15 protein-coding genes, 1 tRNA gene and 1 pseudogene are annotated in these 17,412 nt (G+C 39.8%); 3 read left to right on the top strand and 14 right to left on the bottom strand.

Going from position 1 to position 17,412, the window contains the following annotated elements:
* The first annotated feature begins 44 nt into the window (after positions 1–44).
* On the top strand, positions 45–1,025 hold the full coding sequence (locus tag EO121_RS02170; RefSeq protein ID WP_127165679.1) for an AEC family transporter: 981 nt from the start codon (positions 45–47) through the stop codon (positions 1,023–1,025).
* A 255-nt stretch (positions 1,026–1,280) separates the two neighbouring features.
* Here the strand turns inward: EO121_RS02170 and EO121_RS02165 are convergent, their stop codons facing one another.
* The 5 genes from EO121_RS02165 to EO121_RS02145 all read right to left on the bottom strand — a co-directional run bounded on the left by EO121_RS02165 (position 1,281) and on the right by EO121_RS02145 (position 6,152).
* On the bottom strand, positions 1,281–1,577 hold the full coding sequence (locus EO121_RS02165) for a metalloregulator ArsR/SmtB family transcription factor (protein WP_126937104.1): 297 nt from the start codon (positions 1,575–1,577) through the stop codon (positions 1,281–1,283).
* Between the two features lie 36 nt (positions 1,578–1,613).
* Positions 1,614–2,243: a hypothetical protein gene (locus EO121_RS02160; protein ID WP_240629375.1), complete on the bottom strand. Its 630-nt coding sequence runs from the start codon at positions 2,241–2,243 to the stop codon at positions 1,614–1,616.
* Complete coding sequence (locus EO121_RS02155; protein ID WP_164725829.1) at positions 2,240–3,652, bottom strand: DUF2157 domain-containing protein; 1,413 nt, start codon at positions 3,650–3,652, stop codon at positions 2,240–2,242. The genes EO121_RS02160 and EO121_RS02155 overlap by 4 nt, the downstream gene beginning before the upstream one ends.
* A 52-nt stretch (positions 3,653–3,704) precedes the next feature.
* Positions 3,705–4,151 (bottom strand): universal stress protein, encoded by a 447-nt coding sequence (locus EO121_RS02150; protein ID WP_127161096.1) that lies wholly within the window; start codon positions 4,149–4,151, stop codon positions 3,705–3,707.
* Positions 4,152–4,943: 792 nt separating this feature from the next.
* Positions 4,944–6,152 carry an MFS transporter gene (locus EO121_RS02145; RefSeq protein ID WP_127165675.1) on the bottom strand — a complete coding sequence of 403 codons (1,209 nt, stop codon included), beginning with the start codon at positions 6,150–6,152 and terminating at the stop codon, positions 4,944–4,946.
* A gap of 286 nt (positions 6,153–6,438) precedes the next feature.
* On the opposite strand from EO121_RS02145, the gene EO121_RS02140 reads away from it, so the two are divergent.
* Positions 6,439–6,527 (top strand) — tRNA-Ser (locus EO121_RS02140).
* Positions 6,528–6,909: 382 nt separating this feature from the next.
* Here the strand turns inward: EO121_RS02140 and uraA are convergent.
* From uraA to trmB, 3 genes are read right to left on the bottom strand one after another with little or no spacing between them, the layout of a single operon-like run.
* Positions 6,910–8,187 (bottom strand): uracil permease, encoded by a 1,278-nt coding sequence (gene uraA / locus EO121_RS02135; protein WP_127161168.1) that lies wholly within the window; start codon positions 8,185–8,187, stop codon positions 6,910–6,912.
* Positions 8,188–8,223: 36 nt separating this feature from the next.
* Positions 8,224–9,624, bottom strand: a complete 1,401-nt coding sequence (locus tag EO121_RS02130) for an FtsW/RodA/SpoVE family cell cycle protein (protein ID WP_127165673.1) — start codon at positions 9,622–9,624, stop codon at positions 8,224–8,226.
* Entirely contained in the window at positions 9,611–10,285 is a 675-nt protein-coding gene (gene trmB, locus EO121_RS02125; protein ID WP_127165671.1) for a tRNA (guanosine(46)-N7)-methyltransferase TrmB, read from the bottom strand. Before trmB ends, EO121_RS02130 begins: the two co-directional genes overlap by 14 nt.
* Positions 10,286–10,387: 102 nt before the next feature.
* Here trmB and EO121_RS02120 point away from each other — a divergent pair.
* Positions 10,388–10,522 (top strand): annotated as a pseudogene (locus EO121_RS02120) (7-cyano-7-deazaguanine synthase); the annotation flags it as partial.
* Positions 10,523–10,543: 21 nt separating this feature from the next.
* Here the strand turns inward: EO121_RS02120 and EO121_RS02115 are convergent.
* The 6 genes from EO121_RS02115 to clpX all read right to left on the bottom strand — a co-directional run bounded on the left by EO121_RS02115 (position 10,544) and on the right by clpX (position 17,410).
* The gene (locus EO121_RS02115; protein WP_127165667.1) at positions 10,544–11,194 is read right to left on the bottom strand and encodes a PepSY domain-containing protein; all 651 of its coding nucleotides are present in this window, start codon (positions 11,192–11,194) and stop codon (positions 10,544–10,546) included.
* Between the two features lie 76 nt (positions 11,195–11,270).
* On the bottom strand, positions 11,271–12,125 hold the full coding sequence (gene tatC / locus EO121_RS02110) for a twin-arginine translocase subunit TatC (protein ID WP_127165665.1): 855 nt from the start codon (positions 12,123–12,125) through the stop codon (positions 11,271–11,273).
* Positions 12,126–12,127: 2 nt separating this feature from the next.
* Positions 12,128–13,099: a polyprenyl synthetase family protein gene (locus tag EO121_RS02105; RefSeq protein ID WP_127165663.1), complete on the bottom strand. Its 972-nt coding sequence runs from the start codon at positions 13,097–13,099 to the stop codon at positions 12,128–12,130.
* The gene (gene yihA, locus EO121_RS02100) at positions 13,096–13,788 is read right to left on the bottom strand and encodes a ribosome biogenesis GTP-binding protein YihA/YsxC (RefSeq protein ID WP_127068344.1); all 693 of its coding nucleotides are present in this window, start codon (positions 13,786–13,788) and stop codon (positions 13,096–13,098) included. Before yihA ends, EO121_RS02105 begins: the two co-directional genes overlap by 4 nt.
* On the bottom strand, positions 13,785–16,094 hold the full coding sequence (gene lon / locus EO121_RS02095; protein WP_127165662.1) for an endopeptidase La: 2,310 nt from the start codon (positions 16,092–16,094) through the stop codon (positions 13,785–13,787). Before lon ends, yihA begins: the two co-directional genes overlap by 4 nt.
* Before the next feature lie 92 nt (positions 16,095–16,186).
* Positions 16,187–17,410 carry an ATP-dependent Clp protease ATP-binding subunit ClpX gene (gene clpX / locus EO121_RS02090; RefSeq protein ID WP_127161159.1) on the bottom strand — a complete coding sequence of 408 codons (1,224 nt, stop codon included), beginning with the start codon at positions 17,408–17,410 and terminating at the stop codon, positions 16,187–16,189.
* Positions 17,411–17,412: the final 2 nt, after the last annotated feature.

Here is a 17,412-nt window from a genome sequence, read left to right as displayed (position 1 = left end):
TACAATAGAGATGACAACTATACAACCTAAGGAGGTTATCCACTATGGATTTATTTTTACACATCATTCTTACCAGTATCGTCCCCATCCTATTACTCACACTTATGGGGGTCTTATTAGATCGATGGTTTCACCTCGATTTACGAACACTAAGCAAACTAAACTTTTATTTATTTTTACCAGCCTACATTCTAAAATCCTTTTATGTCACCGATTTAACCCATGAAAGTTTCGAAATTTTTGGCTGCGCTCTCATCATTTTATTTGCTAACTCCGCCCTAGCTGGCATCGTCGCTAAATGGCAAGGTTATAATTTAGGAAAAACAGAAATCGTCCGTAATGCCGTGATGTTCTCGAACATTGGTAACTTAGGAGTAGCCCTAGGAACTTTCGTCTTTGCCAACGAACCGTACATCATTGATGGAGCTACTCCCTATTTACATGATGGGGTCATCGCCATTATCGCTACATTTATTATCCAAACTGTGTTCTGTAATTCTTTAGGATTCTATCAAGCTGGCAAAGGGAAGTTAACAACTGCAGAATCTTTGCGTACCATTCTACATATTCCAATTATTTATTGTGTCCCTATATCCATCATCGCTCATTACTACATTCCTATCGATTTCACGCAAACCATTATATGGGGGCCCTTAGATATTTTCGGTCGCTGTTTTGTAGGCGTTGCTATGCTCACCCTAGGGGTACAGTTAAATCGAACACATTGGAACTTCATCAAAAAAGATGTGATGATTACTTCTTTCTTGCGGTTAATTGCAGGCCCTGTATTAGCACTTATCGTAGTATTGCCTGTGACAATGTATTATACACCATTAAGTGCTATCGCTGCCCAAAGCATCATCATTGCTTACGCAGTTCCATCAGCTGTAAACACCGCCCTCATGGCAGTGGAAATGAACAACAATCCAGAACTGGCTACACAAATTGTATTAGCCACTACAGTTCTTTCTTCTTTTACAATGCCTCTAGCTATATTATTGGCATACTATGTATTCCCCTTATAGCTAACAGATTGGTATGTCAATTCGCTTGATATAGTAAACAGATTAACGTATACAGGTAGTTTCTATGTTTGCTATGTAACTGTATAGCAGACAATAGTCTGAATCAGTACCACTGCACAAAAACTATGCTATACCCTGTTCTGCCATAAAAGCATAAAACTCTAAAAAACTATCTAACAATGTAACAATACATTGCTAGATAGTTTTTTACATGCAAAAAGGGTTGCTCTCGCAACCCTCCTACATGCTCTGCACTTATTGATGTCCTACGTGCTCCAACCCTTGACGGATTAACACGATAACATGATCATCATTCAATCGATACCAAGCTGTTTTTCCTTCTTTTCTAAATGTTACTAGTCTTGCTTGACGCAACACCCGCAACTGATGAGATATAGCTGATTGGCCCATATCCATAGCATCTGCAATTTCAGTCACACACATTTCCTTCTGAAGCAGATGTCTAACAATACGCAACCGCGTTGGATCCCCTAGGACCTTAAATAGTTCAGCTAACAATTGTGTTTCCAACTCTTGTTGATTTGTTTCCATCTTAACCTCGCTATCATATAGTAGTATTCGATCTCTCTAGTTAGAGTTCGGTATTACTATTATATCATCTTTTTCCTGTTCTGTATCACCAATTTTTTCCAAAAGAACTCGAGAATCTTTTTCTTGATCTACGACGCTCTCTGGTGTGGCTAATTCTAAGGGTACACCTTTGGCATACACACCAGTAACTACCCCATATCCATCATGTAATTTCATAGTACCAATCAAAGTACCACGATAATTCGTATAGAATTTTTTATCCACTTTACTAAGGTCTACTTTGACACGATTGAAAGGAATAGCAAACTCCACTACACCATGGTCAAATCGTTTTACATTAGCACGAATGTACTCTTGATCCTTCGGGGTTTCATCTGTGGCTGATACCACTTGTAACACACCGGACTGTTTAGGTGTGACAATAACATATACCTCATGACCTACTTCTGGGGTTTGCTTCCCCTCCCAATTTGCATAAGACCCTAAAAACTCTATCTCTAAGTAATCTGACGGAACCCATCCGATGTGTCGACTTACTTTCACAGGCCATTGGTATTCAGCCCCACCTTGCAGTAAAGTCGTATATCGTTGTTGAATGTAGAATTGACTTAACAAGGCAACGATAGCAGCAAGAGCAAAGAAAATCCATTTTTGATATTTCATCATTCTTCCTCCTTTACCATTGCTGTAGGTTCTACACCGTTTGTTTCCTCTGATACAGCTTGTTCCTCTATGGTTGCCACATCAGCTACTTGTCGACGTGCTTGTCGAACACGTTGATTGACCGTAGCACGTTGTTTCCCTTTACGCCATAAATAAATGGCATTAATACCAAGTACAATGATGCCCAGTACTAAGAACGACACGCCCCGTTCGATGAACGTAAAGCTAGGATCGAAGAAGCGTGCTCCAAACATAGCAATCAAGGTTAATATGCTGCTATTGAGTAAACTCACCTTTTTCACCAATGTGCCACGAATAAAAGTCACTAACGCAGCCACAAAGATATACGCATTAAATAGGATGGATGTCAAAATAGGAGTCGACCCAGAGACAGTGACCACATAACATCCAAAGATTACAAAAGGAATTAAGCCGATAGCACTTTCAATCCGCTTTGCCAACACTAAACGACGCAATACGAGGAAGGCTACCCCAAGGCTTAACAACATGCAACACCATAACCACCATGCCATGGAGCTTTCACCAATGCGAACCCACGTGCTAAGGTATGTCCCTTCCACAATGGTGTACAATAAAGCAATGGCACCTACCCCCTTACAAGGCAACGCTAAGAGGGTAATTTTCTTTTCCAATGTACCTAATCCATACGTGACAGCACCCAGTACACTGATAAAAAATAGATTCATTTGCGGCTCATAGGTGGATAAAGTGAAAAATACTTCTCCAAAAATAGCACCTACAAATGCCCATGATACGGATACTAATAAAGGATCTTTCACCTGTTTATAGTTACCAAAACGACGAATGTAGTATGGAACTGCTACTAGTAAAAGGCCTCCTACGGCAGCTGGCCCTACCCATGCATTTAAAGGATGATTAGAAAAGCTCCATCCCAAGACACCAATGAGGTACAATATCATCCCCAATGCGGAATCAAGAATATAAATGATAGGCAAAGAACAACACAGAATAATGAGCACGTATAGGCCCATATGTTCCCCTGTATAATAAGTATCTGCCACTAATAGGGTAGACGTCGTTAATATCCCCATATAGATGACGGTAATTGCTTCCGCAATCATGCTAGCTGGCTTGGCTTTCCATACACCACCCCCTACAATGGTGATTGCTAGCAGTAGGATGACTAATGCCCAATCAAAGCGTCCATTGGGGGAAAATCCATACCAATACCCAGCAAAGAGCAAAATAATTCCTAGTAAAATGAGCGCAGCGCCCCCTAATATCGTAATCAGCCGCGTCCAAGATGGCCCCTCTTTAGGAATGAACCCATACTTGGCTTGTAACTGCTGACTTTGTTCCTCTGAAATGAGGCCTTCCTCGCGCCATTGCTCAAGTTCTTCATGTAACCAACGTATATGTTGTATATTCATATATCTCTCCATAGAAAAAGGCTTTGCTCAGAGAACAAAGCCTTGTATCCTATTATTTAACAATTAATACTGGACATGTGGAATGACTAGTTACATAACTACTTACACTACCCATAAATAGGCCTTTCAAAGGTCCTAATCCACGGCTCCCCATAACAATTAAGTCTGCATCATATTTTTTAGCCACCGCTAATACAGCAGGTCCTGGAGACCCTACTTCAAAGACGCATTTTACTTTCATATCTGCTGGTACATCTTCTGCTACTTCGCTTAAGATTTTTTTACCAGTTTCTTCCATATCTTCTGCAATTTGTTCCGACACATAACCACCACTGATTGGAGTTTGGTCAAAGTTAGAAATTGCGGATACAATGTTTGCTACGTGCACTAAAATCAATTCCGCATCATTACGTTTTACAATCGCCAATGCATGTTCTAACGCTCTTTTACCATTTTCCGATCCATCTGCAGGAACAATTATTTTTTTATATTCCACCATAGTAAGACCTCCTCCATATTGTCACTGTGCTACTATGTAACTTGTCTATATCACTATAATTCGACATAGACTTGAAAATTCCTTTTCTTTACTCTTATTGTCTCACAAAATCCGAATCTTCGCAAATGAAACTTGCGTCACGATGATATCTTTATGGTGTTCTTTGGCTACGTTACATTCTGAAAGAAATGTGCGGCATACATCAGCCTTTAGATAGGCGATTTAATTATGTAAATTAGCTAAAGAAAGAGCACGGTGTTTTTTTCGTAGAGTGGCGTTCTCTATCTACTGACTAGCAAAGGGAAGAACGTGGCACACCTCTCCACAAACTGATACTCCGTTAGGTTTGCTCCGAGGTATGCCACGTTCTTCTAGGATTAGCATAATTCGGGTAAATGCAAACGCCACTGTATGTGGGATATACCGTGCTCTTTCAGCTTAGCATAAGTTTGGCAAATACAATCGCCTATACACCTATGCTTCTTTCGATATGAGCCGCACTTTTTTTACTACACACTAAAGTAGAAAAAGAACACCTACAAGAGTATATCCTGCCACTGCGTTTCTACGGAGAGGTATGCTATGTTTGCTTTGGACATGCCACGTTCTTTTTGTAATAAATAATTATAGAGCTCAAGAGCCGTAATTAGCATTATCTCAAAATCTTTTTAAATACATTTTCTTTCATGTACATAAGATACGTAAAATTTTTATTCTATACTCAGTTTTATATATGCTATTTTTGTTAGTCCCCTTGAAGTTATACTGAAAGGAGGGTAAAGCGATATATTCTTATTTTAGTCGAATTAATGACAATAAAATAGCTCCAATAATTGGGGATATGGACAATGCCATTAAGGCTGTTTGGTAATTGCCTGTAGCTGTCAATACTGTAGACAAAATGATAGGTGCTGTGAGTGCGCCAATTTGGTTAAATAGATTTACGAACCCCGCTGTAGTTCCTCTCAGTTCTGGTGGTGCCGCCTGGATAATGATAGCATTGGTTAATGGGCTATACATAAATGCGCCCATACCTAATAGGGGTGCTGTAATGTATAACATATCTGGATTGCTTGTATTTGCAAAGATTAGCAAGGCTGGTGAGAACAAAAACATAACGATGGCTGCTAAATAGTTTCGTGGTAAAGAAATTCTGTCTGAAATGAATCCGATAGTCGGTTTGGCAATCACTGCCGCAATACCATAAATGCTCATAATAGCACCAGCAAAGATAGGTGTCACATGTAATTGTTTCACCAAATACAAGTTAGCCCAAGTGGTAACTCCCCAAGTAGTACCTGTTGCGAAAAATCCCATCACTGCTAACAATAAAATGTTGCGGTTCGTTCCTACAAAACGTAAACTTTGTGCTAACGACATGGACTGTTGCTCTGTTCCTTGCGTCTCTTCTGTTTGGCCTTTTCTGAAAGCTTGTACTTCTTTTACTGTGAATAGAGCCAAAAAGAATACAATCAGTGGTAATAAAGCGGTAATCAAAAATGCCATTTGCCATCCGTAGTGGACAGCCACAAATGGTGCATATCCATTGACTACGGTAATCCCAAAGGATGTACAACTCATAAAAATACCTACTGCGGTACCACGTTGTTCTGCACTGAAATGCTCTCCAATGGCTTTCAAACAAGCAGATTGCACAGGGCCTGATACAATACCTAATAAGAAACGCAATACTAAGCCATATTCATAACTTTGGACAGTACTCATAAGCCCCGTTACAATGGCCATAGCCACTAAACTTCCTAGAATGGATTTACGATAGCCAAATCGATCTGCTAATAATCCACCTGGCAATACGGTCAATGCATAACCAAAGTAAAACGCCGTCAAATAGGACGTTCCTTGCTGTGCTGTAAAATGCAATGCTTCATTTACAATTGGCATCAGCGATGACCATGACAAGCGCATGACAAAACTTAATAAAAACGTTAACCACAAAGTCAGCAGTATACCTGTTTGTGTAAGAGTAAACCCTTTTTTCATGTAATACCTCCTATGGAATACCACAAACCTATTTATACAATATAATCTGCATAAAATTATAACATATATCACCTAGTTTCACACCAGTATTCTTTCACTCTACTTTGACTGATTTCATGGTATCATTCTATCATGACCATACAATAGTGCAGACTGATCTCATAGCATCCTATCCTCCAGAATACTTGAACAAAAGCACCTCTAACATAAGCACCACAAGTATGCATCATATTCTGATTGACAAAAGGTCTAGTTCAATGATAGACTATAACTAGTTTTTATATTTGGAGAGGTGTCCGAGTGGTTTAAGGAGCTGGTCTTGAAAACCAGTGACTCCGCAAGGGGCCGTGGGTTCGAATCCCACCCTCTCCGCCACAATAAGCTGTTATCAACATGATAATAGCTTTTTTATTTCCCCCGTAGAATCACGGTTATGCGTAGTAGCCCTGTGGCGTTCCTTACTATCTACATGACATAAACTCAAGAAGAGCACGGTGTGCCCCCCCCTTTAGCACCTACCCGAAAGAGCACCACAGGCTATAAGAGCACGGTATACATCAAAAGTATGTGGCAGTTCATTATTATACCAAAACAACACATATGCAAAAGAACACGATATATTCCGGAGCAAACCTAACCACTGTATCAGTTTGTGGAGGAATATATCGTGTTCTTTCATTGTCTTATATCAGGTATAACTGCCACATACTTCCAGAGAAATACCACTCTCCGTAGCCTGTGCCGTTCTTTCTTAGTGCTAGTCTTTGAGTTCAGAATTTCCAAGTCCTGTTTTACGGAAGATGGCAAAGATAACGCTCAATAAGATGGCTGTTACTGTTGCCAAGCCCATACCTTGCAATACAACTGGACCGATGGCTAATTTAGCGCCGCTCAAACCGATAACTAGTACTACAGAGGTTAAAATTAGATTAGAGGATTTTGTATAATCTACTTTACGTTCTACCAACATACGTAAACCGGAGGCAGCGATGATACCGAATAATAAGATACTTACACCACCCATTACTGGAACTGGGATAGCATGAATTAAAGCTGCTACTTTACCAACGAAGGAGAACAAGATAGCAAGTACTGCGGCACCAGCGATAACGAAGGTACTGAACACACGTGTAATCGCCATAACACCGATATTTTCTCCATATGTTGTATTTGGTGTAGCACCAAATAAACCGGATAACACATTGGATAAGCCATCTGCAAATAAAGAACGGCTCAAACCTGGATCTTTCATTAAATCACGACCAATGATATTGCTTGTAACTACAATATGCCCTACATGTTCCGCAAATACTACGAACAAAGCTGGCATAATCATTAAAATAGCATTGATATTAAATTCTGGCTCATAGAAATGTGGAAGGGCGAACCAAGGTGCATTGGCTACACTTGTGAAGTCTACTACTCCCATAATCGCAGCCGCTACATAGCCAGATACTACGCCAATTAATACTGGAATTACCGCAAAGAACCCACGGAATAATACAGTACCTAGGATAGTCACTGCTAAGGAAAATAAAGATAAGAATAACACTTGTTCATGAGTCATGCCAAATGTTTGCCATTGATCTCCAATGATGCCTGCCATCCCCATTGCTACAGGGGCCACTTCTAAACCGATAACCGCAACAATAGCGCCCATCGCTGCTGGTGGAAATAATACATCAATCCATTTAATACCAATAAATTTAACTAATAAAGCCAATAGCATAAAAGACACACCAAAGGCAATGAAACCACCTTGCGCTGCTCCATAGGTCATACCAGATGCTACTACTGCACCTACAGGTCCAATGAAAGCAAAGCTAGAGCCTAAATAGGAAGGAATCTTTCCTTGACAAATTAATACGTATAAAATAGTGCCAATACCGTTCATGAATAAGGACGTAGCTGGATCAACTTTCAATAAGAATGGTACTAATACTGTAGCCCCGAACATAGCAAATAAATGCTGGAAACTAAGTGGTAATAACTTAGCGAAAGACGGGCGTTCGTGAACATCAATAAAATCTTTCATGGTTCATCTCTTTCTGTGTGAATCACACTTAAAACATTAAGACCTAGGTTGAAACCGATGCCGTGTTTCTTCACCAATAGATGGTAAATGACGGGTCGTTCCAATTTGTTTGCGTGCATATTCATTGCGACGCGCAATATTTAATAATATCCCTATGACAGCAAAATTCGTTACCAATGAGGACCCGCCATAACTAATGAATGGCAAGGGAACCCCTGTTACCGGCACTAAACCTACCACCATAGCAATATTAAAAAATGCTTGAATAGTAATAAAAAATGTAAGTCCTATCGCTAATATTTGGCCTAATACATCTCTAGATTGACGAGCAATGGAAAGGCCATATTTCGTAAACCATAAGAAGAAAAACGCTACCAAGCAAACACCTAAAAAGCCAAATTCTTGAGAGAAAATGGAAAAGGCAAAATCTGTATGAGCTTCTGGTAAATAATTATATTTAGAAATTCCTTGCGTAAATCCTTCTCCCCAGAATCCCCCAATGGACACACTCAATATACTTTGCGTTACTTGGTACCCATTGACAGTCGTATCCGACCATGGATCATAGAAGGCTACTACACGATCCCAACGATACTGTTCATAGCGGACTAAAGGATATGCAATAGCAGCGAGGATGCTAAAGACGATCACCAAATATTTCCAGTCCGATTTTCGATAGCCTACGCAAAACGTCATTAAGGTAGGAAACAATAAAATCAGCACTGCTGTTCCCATATCTGGCTGCTTCATGGTAATCCCCGCATATAGAATGGGTACAAAAAATGCAGATGGCAATAGAAAGTTTGGATGTAATTTGCCCGGAGTCCCTCGAAATCGTTTCCACAGTCTATTGATTTGAAATACAATGAAGGCCCACACTTTCCAAAGCCAGCCCAAACCTTTAGATTTCCCCCATTCATGTGGCTCAAACAAATGCATGATGCCCTGTTCTTTTACTTGTTTATCAATACGGTACGCTGCCCAAAGCATGGCCGCTAACTTGGCAAACTCCGACGGTTGTAGCGTTAACCCTAAAGGCAAACTAATCCAACGTCGTGCTCCATTCGCACCATGTCCAAGAAACGGTATAAAAACGATACCCATGAGGATAAGTACAATCACCAACAATTTACGTTGTACCTTAGGGTCTCCCCATTTACGATAATCAAATCGATAGAAAGCCCACGCCACAAAAACGCCTGCCCCTAAAAACAAAGCTTGCTTCCCTAATAGAAACCAAAATGGTTTCCAGTTGTCTCCCCCATGCAAGGTCGTCGTATAGGTCGCACTATATCCGTTCAAAAAACCTATTAAGATAATTCCGAAGAGAGGTACCAATATACCTTGTCCATCATGCTTGATAATGCTTTTATAAAGGGATCTAATTTGTTGAAATATACCGAGATTTTTGTTAGGTGAACTACTATTCTCCTGCATCTGTCGTATCACTTCCTTTAGCTGGCTTAATCGCCTCTAAGCGGAAAATTGGTTGGCCTTTAGCGCTGAATTTTTCTTCATATTCTGTGCGCACATTTGGCATATCTGTACTATGTAAATCATAACTTACATTTTTTAATGTCCAACCAGAGTTTGTAAACTCCTCTAAGGAGAACATAAATAATCCTTCATTATCTGTTTTAAAATGGATTTCTCCATTCTCTTTCAACAATCGCGCATAGCGATCTAGAAATGTATGATAGGTCAAACGGCGTTTTGCATGCTTCGCCTTTGGCCATGGATCACAGAAGTTGATATAGAAACGGTCTACCTCACCTGGTGCCACCACCTCTTCAATGCCGGCAATATCAAACAAGCTCACTTTACCATTCTCTGCTTTTTGTTCATGCAATTTTTGAGCCGCATAATATAGCACGCCAATTTGCACTTCAAAGCCCACAAAGTTTGCTTCTGGATGGGCTTCACACATGCCAGCAATGAACTTACCTTTTCCCGTTCCTAGCTCCATATATAATGGTTTAGACGGATCTGCAAAACTTTCACGCCATTTTCCCTTGAAAACTTCGTGATTCTCTAGTACAGTATATGTATTATATTCTAGGATTGCATCATCAATCCATGGTTTTCTCCGTAAACGCATACTATCTCCTTTTATAACAATCTTATCCTTACTATTATAGTACATCATCTGTTCTATGTCAGTACTCACTTATAATTTTTTTATTTCCATGAAAGGATTTCTATGAAAGCATTAGTATTATCTAGTGGCGGTGTAGATTCCACCACTTGCTTAGCCATGTCCATCGATGCTCTCGGCACAGACAATGTGAGCGCCCTGTCCATTTGGTACGGGCAAAAGCACAAAAAAGCTATTCAAACCTAATGGAATGAATAGCTTTTATCGTTCTTTCGTCACTTCAATGACCTGACTAGAATTTGCATCAATCGTCACATACATCGTCTCTCCACGCATATCTAATACAACATGGTATAGAGCAACATATCCTTTTGTTTCCAGCTCCCAACGAATTAAGCGAGCTTCACTGCCTAATATAGCAATCGCCACTTGCGTTGCTTCATCAGGATTGATAAGATTACCTAAATCAATGGCAGCAGATTGCACCATTGATTCTTGTGCACTCTCTACAGCAGCATTCAATACCTGTCCTGTAGTAGCATCTATCGTCACGCTATGACCTGCTTCAGAGGAGACTCCCTCTACTTCGTAGCTTTTACGGCCATCTTGCGTTTCAAATGTTATCCCTTTCACTTGTGCTGTTGGATATTGCCTCTTATACAGGTTTACAGCCCCCTTGGCATCGACTAATATGGGTGGCACCCCATCCGTAGACTCCACCTTATCCTGCGAATTAGGTATTACTTTTATTTCAGGTAACGGTACCTTCTTCATCGTAATGGGCTCTGCATCTGGCGATGTGATAGTTGTGGAAATAGTTTCTTTCTCACTACAACATGCATACCATGAAATTGTCCCTACAGAAGCGATAGCACAAATACTTAGGATACTTATGAGTATCTTTCGTTTCATATGGCATCCTTTTTACACACTAAATTATTTCTCCCATAGTATACACTATCATTATGAAAGTAAAATGAACCCTACTTCATACTTTCAGGATATATCGCAATACACCATAACTAATTTCATAGAGCAAAATCATAGGTCCCGCAATCATAGTTTGGGATAACATATCTGGTGTCGGTGAAATAGCTGCACCCACAACAAAGGCCACTAGAATAAACATTTTCCGATATTGTCGTAATCGATCAGATGAAAGAATACCAATCACGCCCAGAGCAATCAATATAAGTGGAAGTTCAAAAGTAATACCAAATGGTAATATAAAGGCAATGACAAAATCGATATACTGACCTATAGAAAACAATGGTTGTAATTCATCTGTACCAAAGCCAATAAAAAATTGTATAGCCATTGGCAGTACTAAATAATATGAGAACAGTACACCTACTATGAATAAGGTAACGGCTGCAGGCACCACCATAAAAGTTACTTTTTTCTCACTTCTTGATAAGGCTGGCACAATGAATGCCCAAATCTGATAAAACCAAATAGGACTCGATAGAATACAGCCTGCTACTAAGGAAATCTTCATATATGTGAAGAACGCTTCTGTTGGTTTTGTATAATACAATGTTCCAGCTGGTGCCACTAAGATTTGAAGAATGTCTTCCACATAATAATACGCCCCCAAAGTGCCGATAATAATCGCTACAATGGCTACTACTAAACGCATGCGAAGTTCATCTAAATGGTCTACTACAGACATAGAAGATGCTTCTTCCATAAGTTTTGTTTCTGTCTCTGTATAGTTGTCCTGTTGTAACAAGGCGTCTTGCTCTGCTTGTTGCTGAGCAAGACGCTTTCTTTGCGCTATCACACTATTCAAGGACGGACGTTTGGCACTCATGTCAAAATCTTTTACTTGAAATTCTTTCATTCTTACACCTTACGGTTCGATAATTTTTCAAGAACAGTTTCTAAAATATCTTTTCCTTTAAAGGATGGTAATTGCTCTAATGCTATCTCTGCTTGTCTGCGATACATCCCTTCAAGAGCTAACGCTTGATCGATACCGCCTTTAGCAATCACATAATCCAACAATTCTTTTGTATCGTTTCCCTCACGAATCTCATCTATCATAGTTGTCAAACGAGAGGTGTTTTCTGGTGTTACGATAGATAATAAGGGATATGTCAAGATACCTTCTTTTACATCCTTACCTACCGGTTTTCCTGTTGTTACCGTTTGCTCACGATAATCCATCACATCATCGGTAATTTGGAAAGCCATGCCTAAGCCATGACCATAGGTGCGCAATAATGAAATATGCTCCTCTGACCATCCACCAAGAATACCACCTAATGCCAAGCAACCTTCAATGAAGTCCGCTGTTTTCTTTTGTGTTTTTAATAGGTATCGGTCTGTACCTTGATCTAATCGGTATACATCTTCCATTTGCATAAATTCGCCTTCTACCAAGGCAGAAATAATTTCAGAAAAAATGGTTAAGCATGGAATGGACCCGATTTCAGCTACAATACCGAACGCTTTGGCAAATAAATAGTCTCCACTGAGGATGGCCACTTTATTGCCTTTCGTACAATGAATAGAAGTTACGCCACGTCGTACCTCTGCTTGGTCTAATACATCATCATGAATGAGTGTAGCCAAATGCAACATCTCAATCGCGGCTGCCATACGAACTCTATCTTCTTGTTTGGAATCTCCACTCAAGGCAATCAACAAACACAATTGCGCCCGTAATCGCTTGCCGCCCCCTGCTGAAAGAGGACGAATGAGGGCATTAAAATCTTCTGCACCAGTTTGTAGAGATTGTTGCAAATATGTTTCTACACACTCTAAATCTTTAGATACGCGCAGTTTCATTTGTGCATCTGTAAGAATACTCATTCCTCTTCCCCCAATAAGACTGCATTAATACGTGCTAATAAACGATCACGACCTGTATGTTTTAAAGAACTATATAAAATAGGTGGATATCCTGTTGGATATCGCTCTTCAATAGTTTTTAGCTGTTTTTGTCGCTCGTTCATTTTTAATTTATCCGCTTTTGTTACCACAATTTGTAAAGGTACCCCATGCGATTGTAACCAATCAAAGGCCTCTTTATCGATAGGCAACTCTGGATGACGCCCATCAATGAGTAAACACAATAGCATCATCCGTTCGCTTTGTAAAATATAATTAGCAATGAAAGAAGACCAAATATTAGTATTGGATCCACCTGTTTTAGCATATCCATACCCTGGTAAATCCACTAAGAACCAATCAAAGCGACGTTCCATATCATCTGGTAAATCTTCCTTTGATTCTATACTAAAGAAGTTAATCGTTTTCGTTTTACCTGGCGTACCACTAACCAATGCCAATCCTCTATGATTACACAAAGAATTAATCAAAGAAGATTTTCCCACATTGGATCGTCCCAAGAAGGCAATTTCTATGGTATCACCTTCTGGGTATTGATCCGCCTTCACCGCAGATGCTATATATTTCGCTGCGATGATGCGTGGACCTGTCGTCTCTTTTCTAGTATACACTGGTTTTGGATGGCGTTTTACAGCTGGTTTCTTCTTCATAGTAATGCCTTTTCTAGTACTTCTTCCATCGTTTTTACAGGAGTGATAATCAACCCTTCTTTTACGATATCTGGTAAGTCTTGAATATCCTTTTTATTGCCTTCTGGAATGAGTACTTCTTTCACTCCGTAACGAAGGGCTGCTAATAATTTTTCTTTCAAACCACCGATTGGCAATACTCTACCACGTAAAGTAATTTCCCCTGTCATAGCAATATCAGAGCGCACCTTTTTGCCCGTCAAAGCAGATACGATAGCCAATGTCATCGTAATCCCTGCAGATGGGCCATCTTTAGGCGTAGCCCCTTCTGGTAAGTGAACGTGAATATCCAGTTCCTTATGGAATTTTTCTGGCAATTTCAATTCCTGTTGACGATGACGAATATAGGACATAGCTGCTTGACCAGATTCTTGCATCACTTTGCCTAGGCTACCAGTCAAACTTAATTTGCCTGTTCCTTGCATTGTCGTCGCTTCACATGGTAAGACAACACCACCTACGGAAGTCCAAGCTAAACCATATACAAGTCCAACTTGCGCTTGTTTTTCACGAGACTCTTCTATAAATTTAGGAATGCCTAGGTAGTCTTCTAAATTCTTCACTGTTACTTTAGGTGCTTTTTCACCTTCCGTAACCACAGCAAATGCTAATTTACGGCAAATTTTAGCAATTGTTTTTTCTAATGTACGAACACCGGCTTCACGAGTGTATTCAGAAATCACACGTTTTAACACTGCATCTGACAGTTTGACACCTTGCTCTTGTAAGCCATGTTTTTCAATTTGTTTTGGCACTAAGTAGCGTTTAGCAATTTCTAATTTTTCTTCTTCTGTATAACTGCTAAGTTCGATAATTTCCATACGATCCAATAATGGTCTAGGAATATTACCTGCTACATTAGCAGTAGTAATCCAAAATACATCAGAGAAATCAAATGGAATTTCAATATAATGGTCACTGAATGTACTATTTTGCTCAGGGTCTAACACTTCTAATAAAGCGGAAGATGGATCCCCTTTATAATCGGATGCTAATTTATCAATTTCATCAAGCAAGAACACAGGGTTACGAGTACCTGCATTTTTAAGTCCTTGAATCATACGACCTGGTAAAGCTCCTACATAGGTACGACGATGACCACGAATTTCAGCTTCATCACGTACACCACCTAAGGATGCACGGATAAATTTACGATTCATAGCTTTGGCAATCGAACTTGCTAAGGATGTTTTACCTACCCCTGGTGGTCCTACTAAACACAAGATAGATCCACCTTGTTTGCCAGATAATTTGCGCACTGCTAAGAATTCTAGAATGCGTTTTTTTATTTTTTCTAAACCATAATGGTCACCATCCAGTACATCGCTAGCTTCTTTCAATTCTAAACGATCATCAGACAAGGTGTTCCAAGGAAGTTGTAATAACCAATCAATATAATTACGCAAAATATTGGATTCTGGCATCATTTGTGGCATACGGCTATAACGAGTAATCTCTTTGTCGATACGTGCATGGATATCTTCAGGTAATTCTAATTTTACCAATTGTTCTCGTAGTTCCTCTGCCTCTTGATCAGGATCCATTTTATCCCCTAGCTCATCATGGATTGCACGAATTTTTTCTCGCAAGAAATATTCCTTTTGCGCTTTTTCCATAGATTGTCGAACTTGGTTATTAATGGAGTTTTCCATGTCCGAAATTTGAAGTTCGGTATTCAAAATACCTACAACCATGTTCAGACGGCGATTAACGGACAGCTCTTCTAAAATACTTTGGCGCACTTTCAGTTGGAGAGGCACGAGAAAGGCTATTTGGTCCGCCCATTCACTAGCATCAGCGCTCCCCAATACATGATCTAAGCCTTCGTCTGTATTCGGTTTGATTACCTCTACCCATTGGGCAAATTTAGATTGCAAAATACGACGGTATGCTTCCTCTTCCATCGGATCTTCATGTATCGATTCTAGAGGGGTTACTGTGGCTTCATAGAATGGTTCTGTAGAAAGAATAGTATCCACATTAACACGGCTTACTCCTTCTACTAAAATACGAACTACGCCTCCTGGTAAACGGAGCATTTGATTTATTTTAACAATTGTCCCAACCTTGCCTAATTCTTCCAAGGTAGGAGTTTCGATACTTTCGTCTTTCTGAGCAGTTACCACTAAATATTGATCTCTATCCATAGCTGCTTTTACAGCTTGCACCGATGTGGTACGACCAATATCTAGTTGTGTCACTACTTTGGGAAATACGACAATTCCACGTAGGGGAACCATCGGTAATGTCATCGGTTTAGTTTCCATTGAACCTCCCAGTACTATATGATAAAAAGAAACCCATTCCGCCTTTGAAATGAGTTTCTTTGCCTTTACTATCTGATTGCTTCAGCGTGGACTCATTTGTTGAGTATTGGCTCTTCTTCGCCACGAACCGCTTTGTCTGTTACAATGCATTCTTTTACATCTTTCATAGATGGTACTTCATACATCACACGTTTCATAACTTTTTCGATAATGGCCCGTAATCCGCGTGCTCCCGTATTGCGTTCTAAGGCTTCTTTCGCAATCTCACGGAGTGCATCTGATTCAAAGACTAATTTTACATCATCTAAAGACAGCATTTTTTCGTATTGCTTAGTCAATGCATTTTTAGGCTCTGTCAAAATTTTAATTAATGCCTCTTCATCAAGTGGGCTGAGCGTAACCATCACTGGCAATCGTCCGATAAATTCAGGAATTAATCCGAATTTTTGTAAGTCTTCTGGCACAACTTCTTTCAAGATAGAGGCTACATCTTTCTCCTCTTTCTTTTGAATATCTGCACCAAAACCTAATGTTTTTTTTGCAGTCCGTTTCGTGATCACTTTTTCCATGCCATCGAAAGCACCGCCGCAAATAAACAAGATATTTGTTGTATCTAAGTGTAACATCTCTTGATTAGGATGTTTCCGTCCCCCTTGTGGTGGCACAGAGGCTACTGTTCCTTCTAGGATTTTCAGTAATGCTTGTTGTACACCTTCGCCAGATACATCGCGAGTAATGGACGGATTTTCTGATTTACGAGCAATTTTATCGATTTCATCAATGTAGATGATACCGCGTTCAGCTAGCTCTATATCATGGTCGGCAGCTTGGATTAGTTTGAGAAGAATGTTTTCTACGTCTTCCCCCACATAGCCTGCCTCTGTCAAACTAGTAGCATCTGCCATGGCAAATGGTACTTGTAACATTTTTGCTAATGTTTGAGCCAATAATGTTTTACCACTACCTGTGGGCCCAATAAACAGTACATTGGACTTTTGTAGTTCCACATCATCGATGACATTATCATGTTGCAAACGTTTGTAATGATTATATACGGCTACAGACAAGGAAACTTTAGCGTCATCTTGACCAATGACATACTGATCAAGATGAGCTTTAATTTCTTTTGGAGTCGGGATATCGTTTAAATCAAACGTTTCCGGTAGTTCTTCAATTTTGTCTTCCTCAATAATATGCTGGCATACATCAATACATTCATTACAAATGAACACATTAGGACCTGCTATCAATCGTTCGACTTCTGTTTCTGCTCTACCGCAAAAATTACAACGTCTTTCTTTATCGTCTTTATTCAAAC

The organism is Veillonella sp. CHU732 (assembly GCF_003992085.1).
Classification (GTDB): Bacteria; Bacillota; Negativicutes; order Veillonellales; family Veillonellaceae; genus F0422.
The sequence above is the reverse complement of the archived record's forward strand: the minus strand, read 5'-3'. Positions and strand labels throughout refer to the sequence as shown.

Bases quoted from the DNA above. Each gene is read 5' to 3' on its own strand.
- EO121_RS02170 (WP_127165679.1), top strand. From the start codon at position 45: ATGGATTTATTTTTACACATCATTCTTACCAGTATCGTCCCCATCCTA.
- EO121_RS02165 (WP_126937104.1), bottom strand. From the start codon at position 1,577: ATGGAAACAAATCAACAAGAGTTGGAAACACAATTGTTAGCTGAACTA.
- EO121_RS02160 (WP_240629375.1), bottom strand. From the start codon at position 2,243: ATGATGAAATATCAAAAATGGATTTTCTTTGCTCTTGCTGCTATCGTT.
- EO121_RS02155 (WP_164725829.1), bottom strand. From the start codon at position 3,652: ATGAATATACAACATATACGTTGGTTACATGAAGAACTTGAGCAATGG.
- EO121_RS02150 (WP_127161096.1), bottom strand. From the start codon at position 4,151: ATGGTGGAATATAAAAAAATAATTGTTCCTGCAGATGGATCGGAAAAT.
- EO121_RS02145 (WP_127165675.1), bottom strand. From the start codon at position 6,152: ATGAAAAAAGGGTTTACTCTTACACAAACAGGTATACTGCTGACTTTG.
- uraA (WP_127161168.1), bottom strand. From the start codon at position 8,187: ATGAAAGATTTTATTGATGTTCACGAACGCCCGTCTTTCGCTAAGTTA.
- EO121_RS02130 (WP_127165673.1), bottom strand. From the start codon at position 9,624: ATGCAGGAGAATAGTAGTTCACCTAACAAAAATCTCGGTATATTTCAA.
- trmB (WP_127165671.1), bottom strand. From the start codon at position 10,285: ATGCGTTTACGGAGAAAACCATGGATTGATGATGCAATCCTAGAATAT.
- EO121_RS02115 (WP_127165667.1), bottom strand. From the start codon at position 11,194: ATGAAACGAAAGATACTCATAAGTATCCTAAGTATTTGTGCTATCGCT.
- tatC (WP_127165665.1), bottom strand. From the start codon at position 12,125: ATGAAAGAATTTCAAGTAAAAGATTTTGACATGAGTGCCAAACGTCCG.
- EO121_RS02105 (WP_127165663.1), bottom strand. From the start codon at position 13,099: ATGAGTATTCTTACAGATGCACAAATGAAACTGCGCGTATCTAAAGAT.
- yihA (WP_127068344.1), bottom strand. From the start codon at position 13,788: ATGAAGAAGAAACCAGCTGTAAAACGCCATCCAAAACCAGTGTATACT.
- lon (WP_127165662.1), bottom strand. From the start codon at position 16,094: ATGGAAACTAAACCGATGACATTACCGATGGTTCCCCTACGTGGAATT.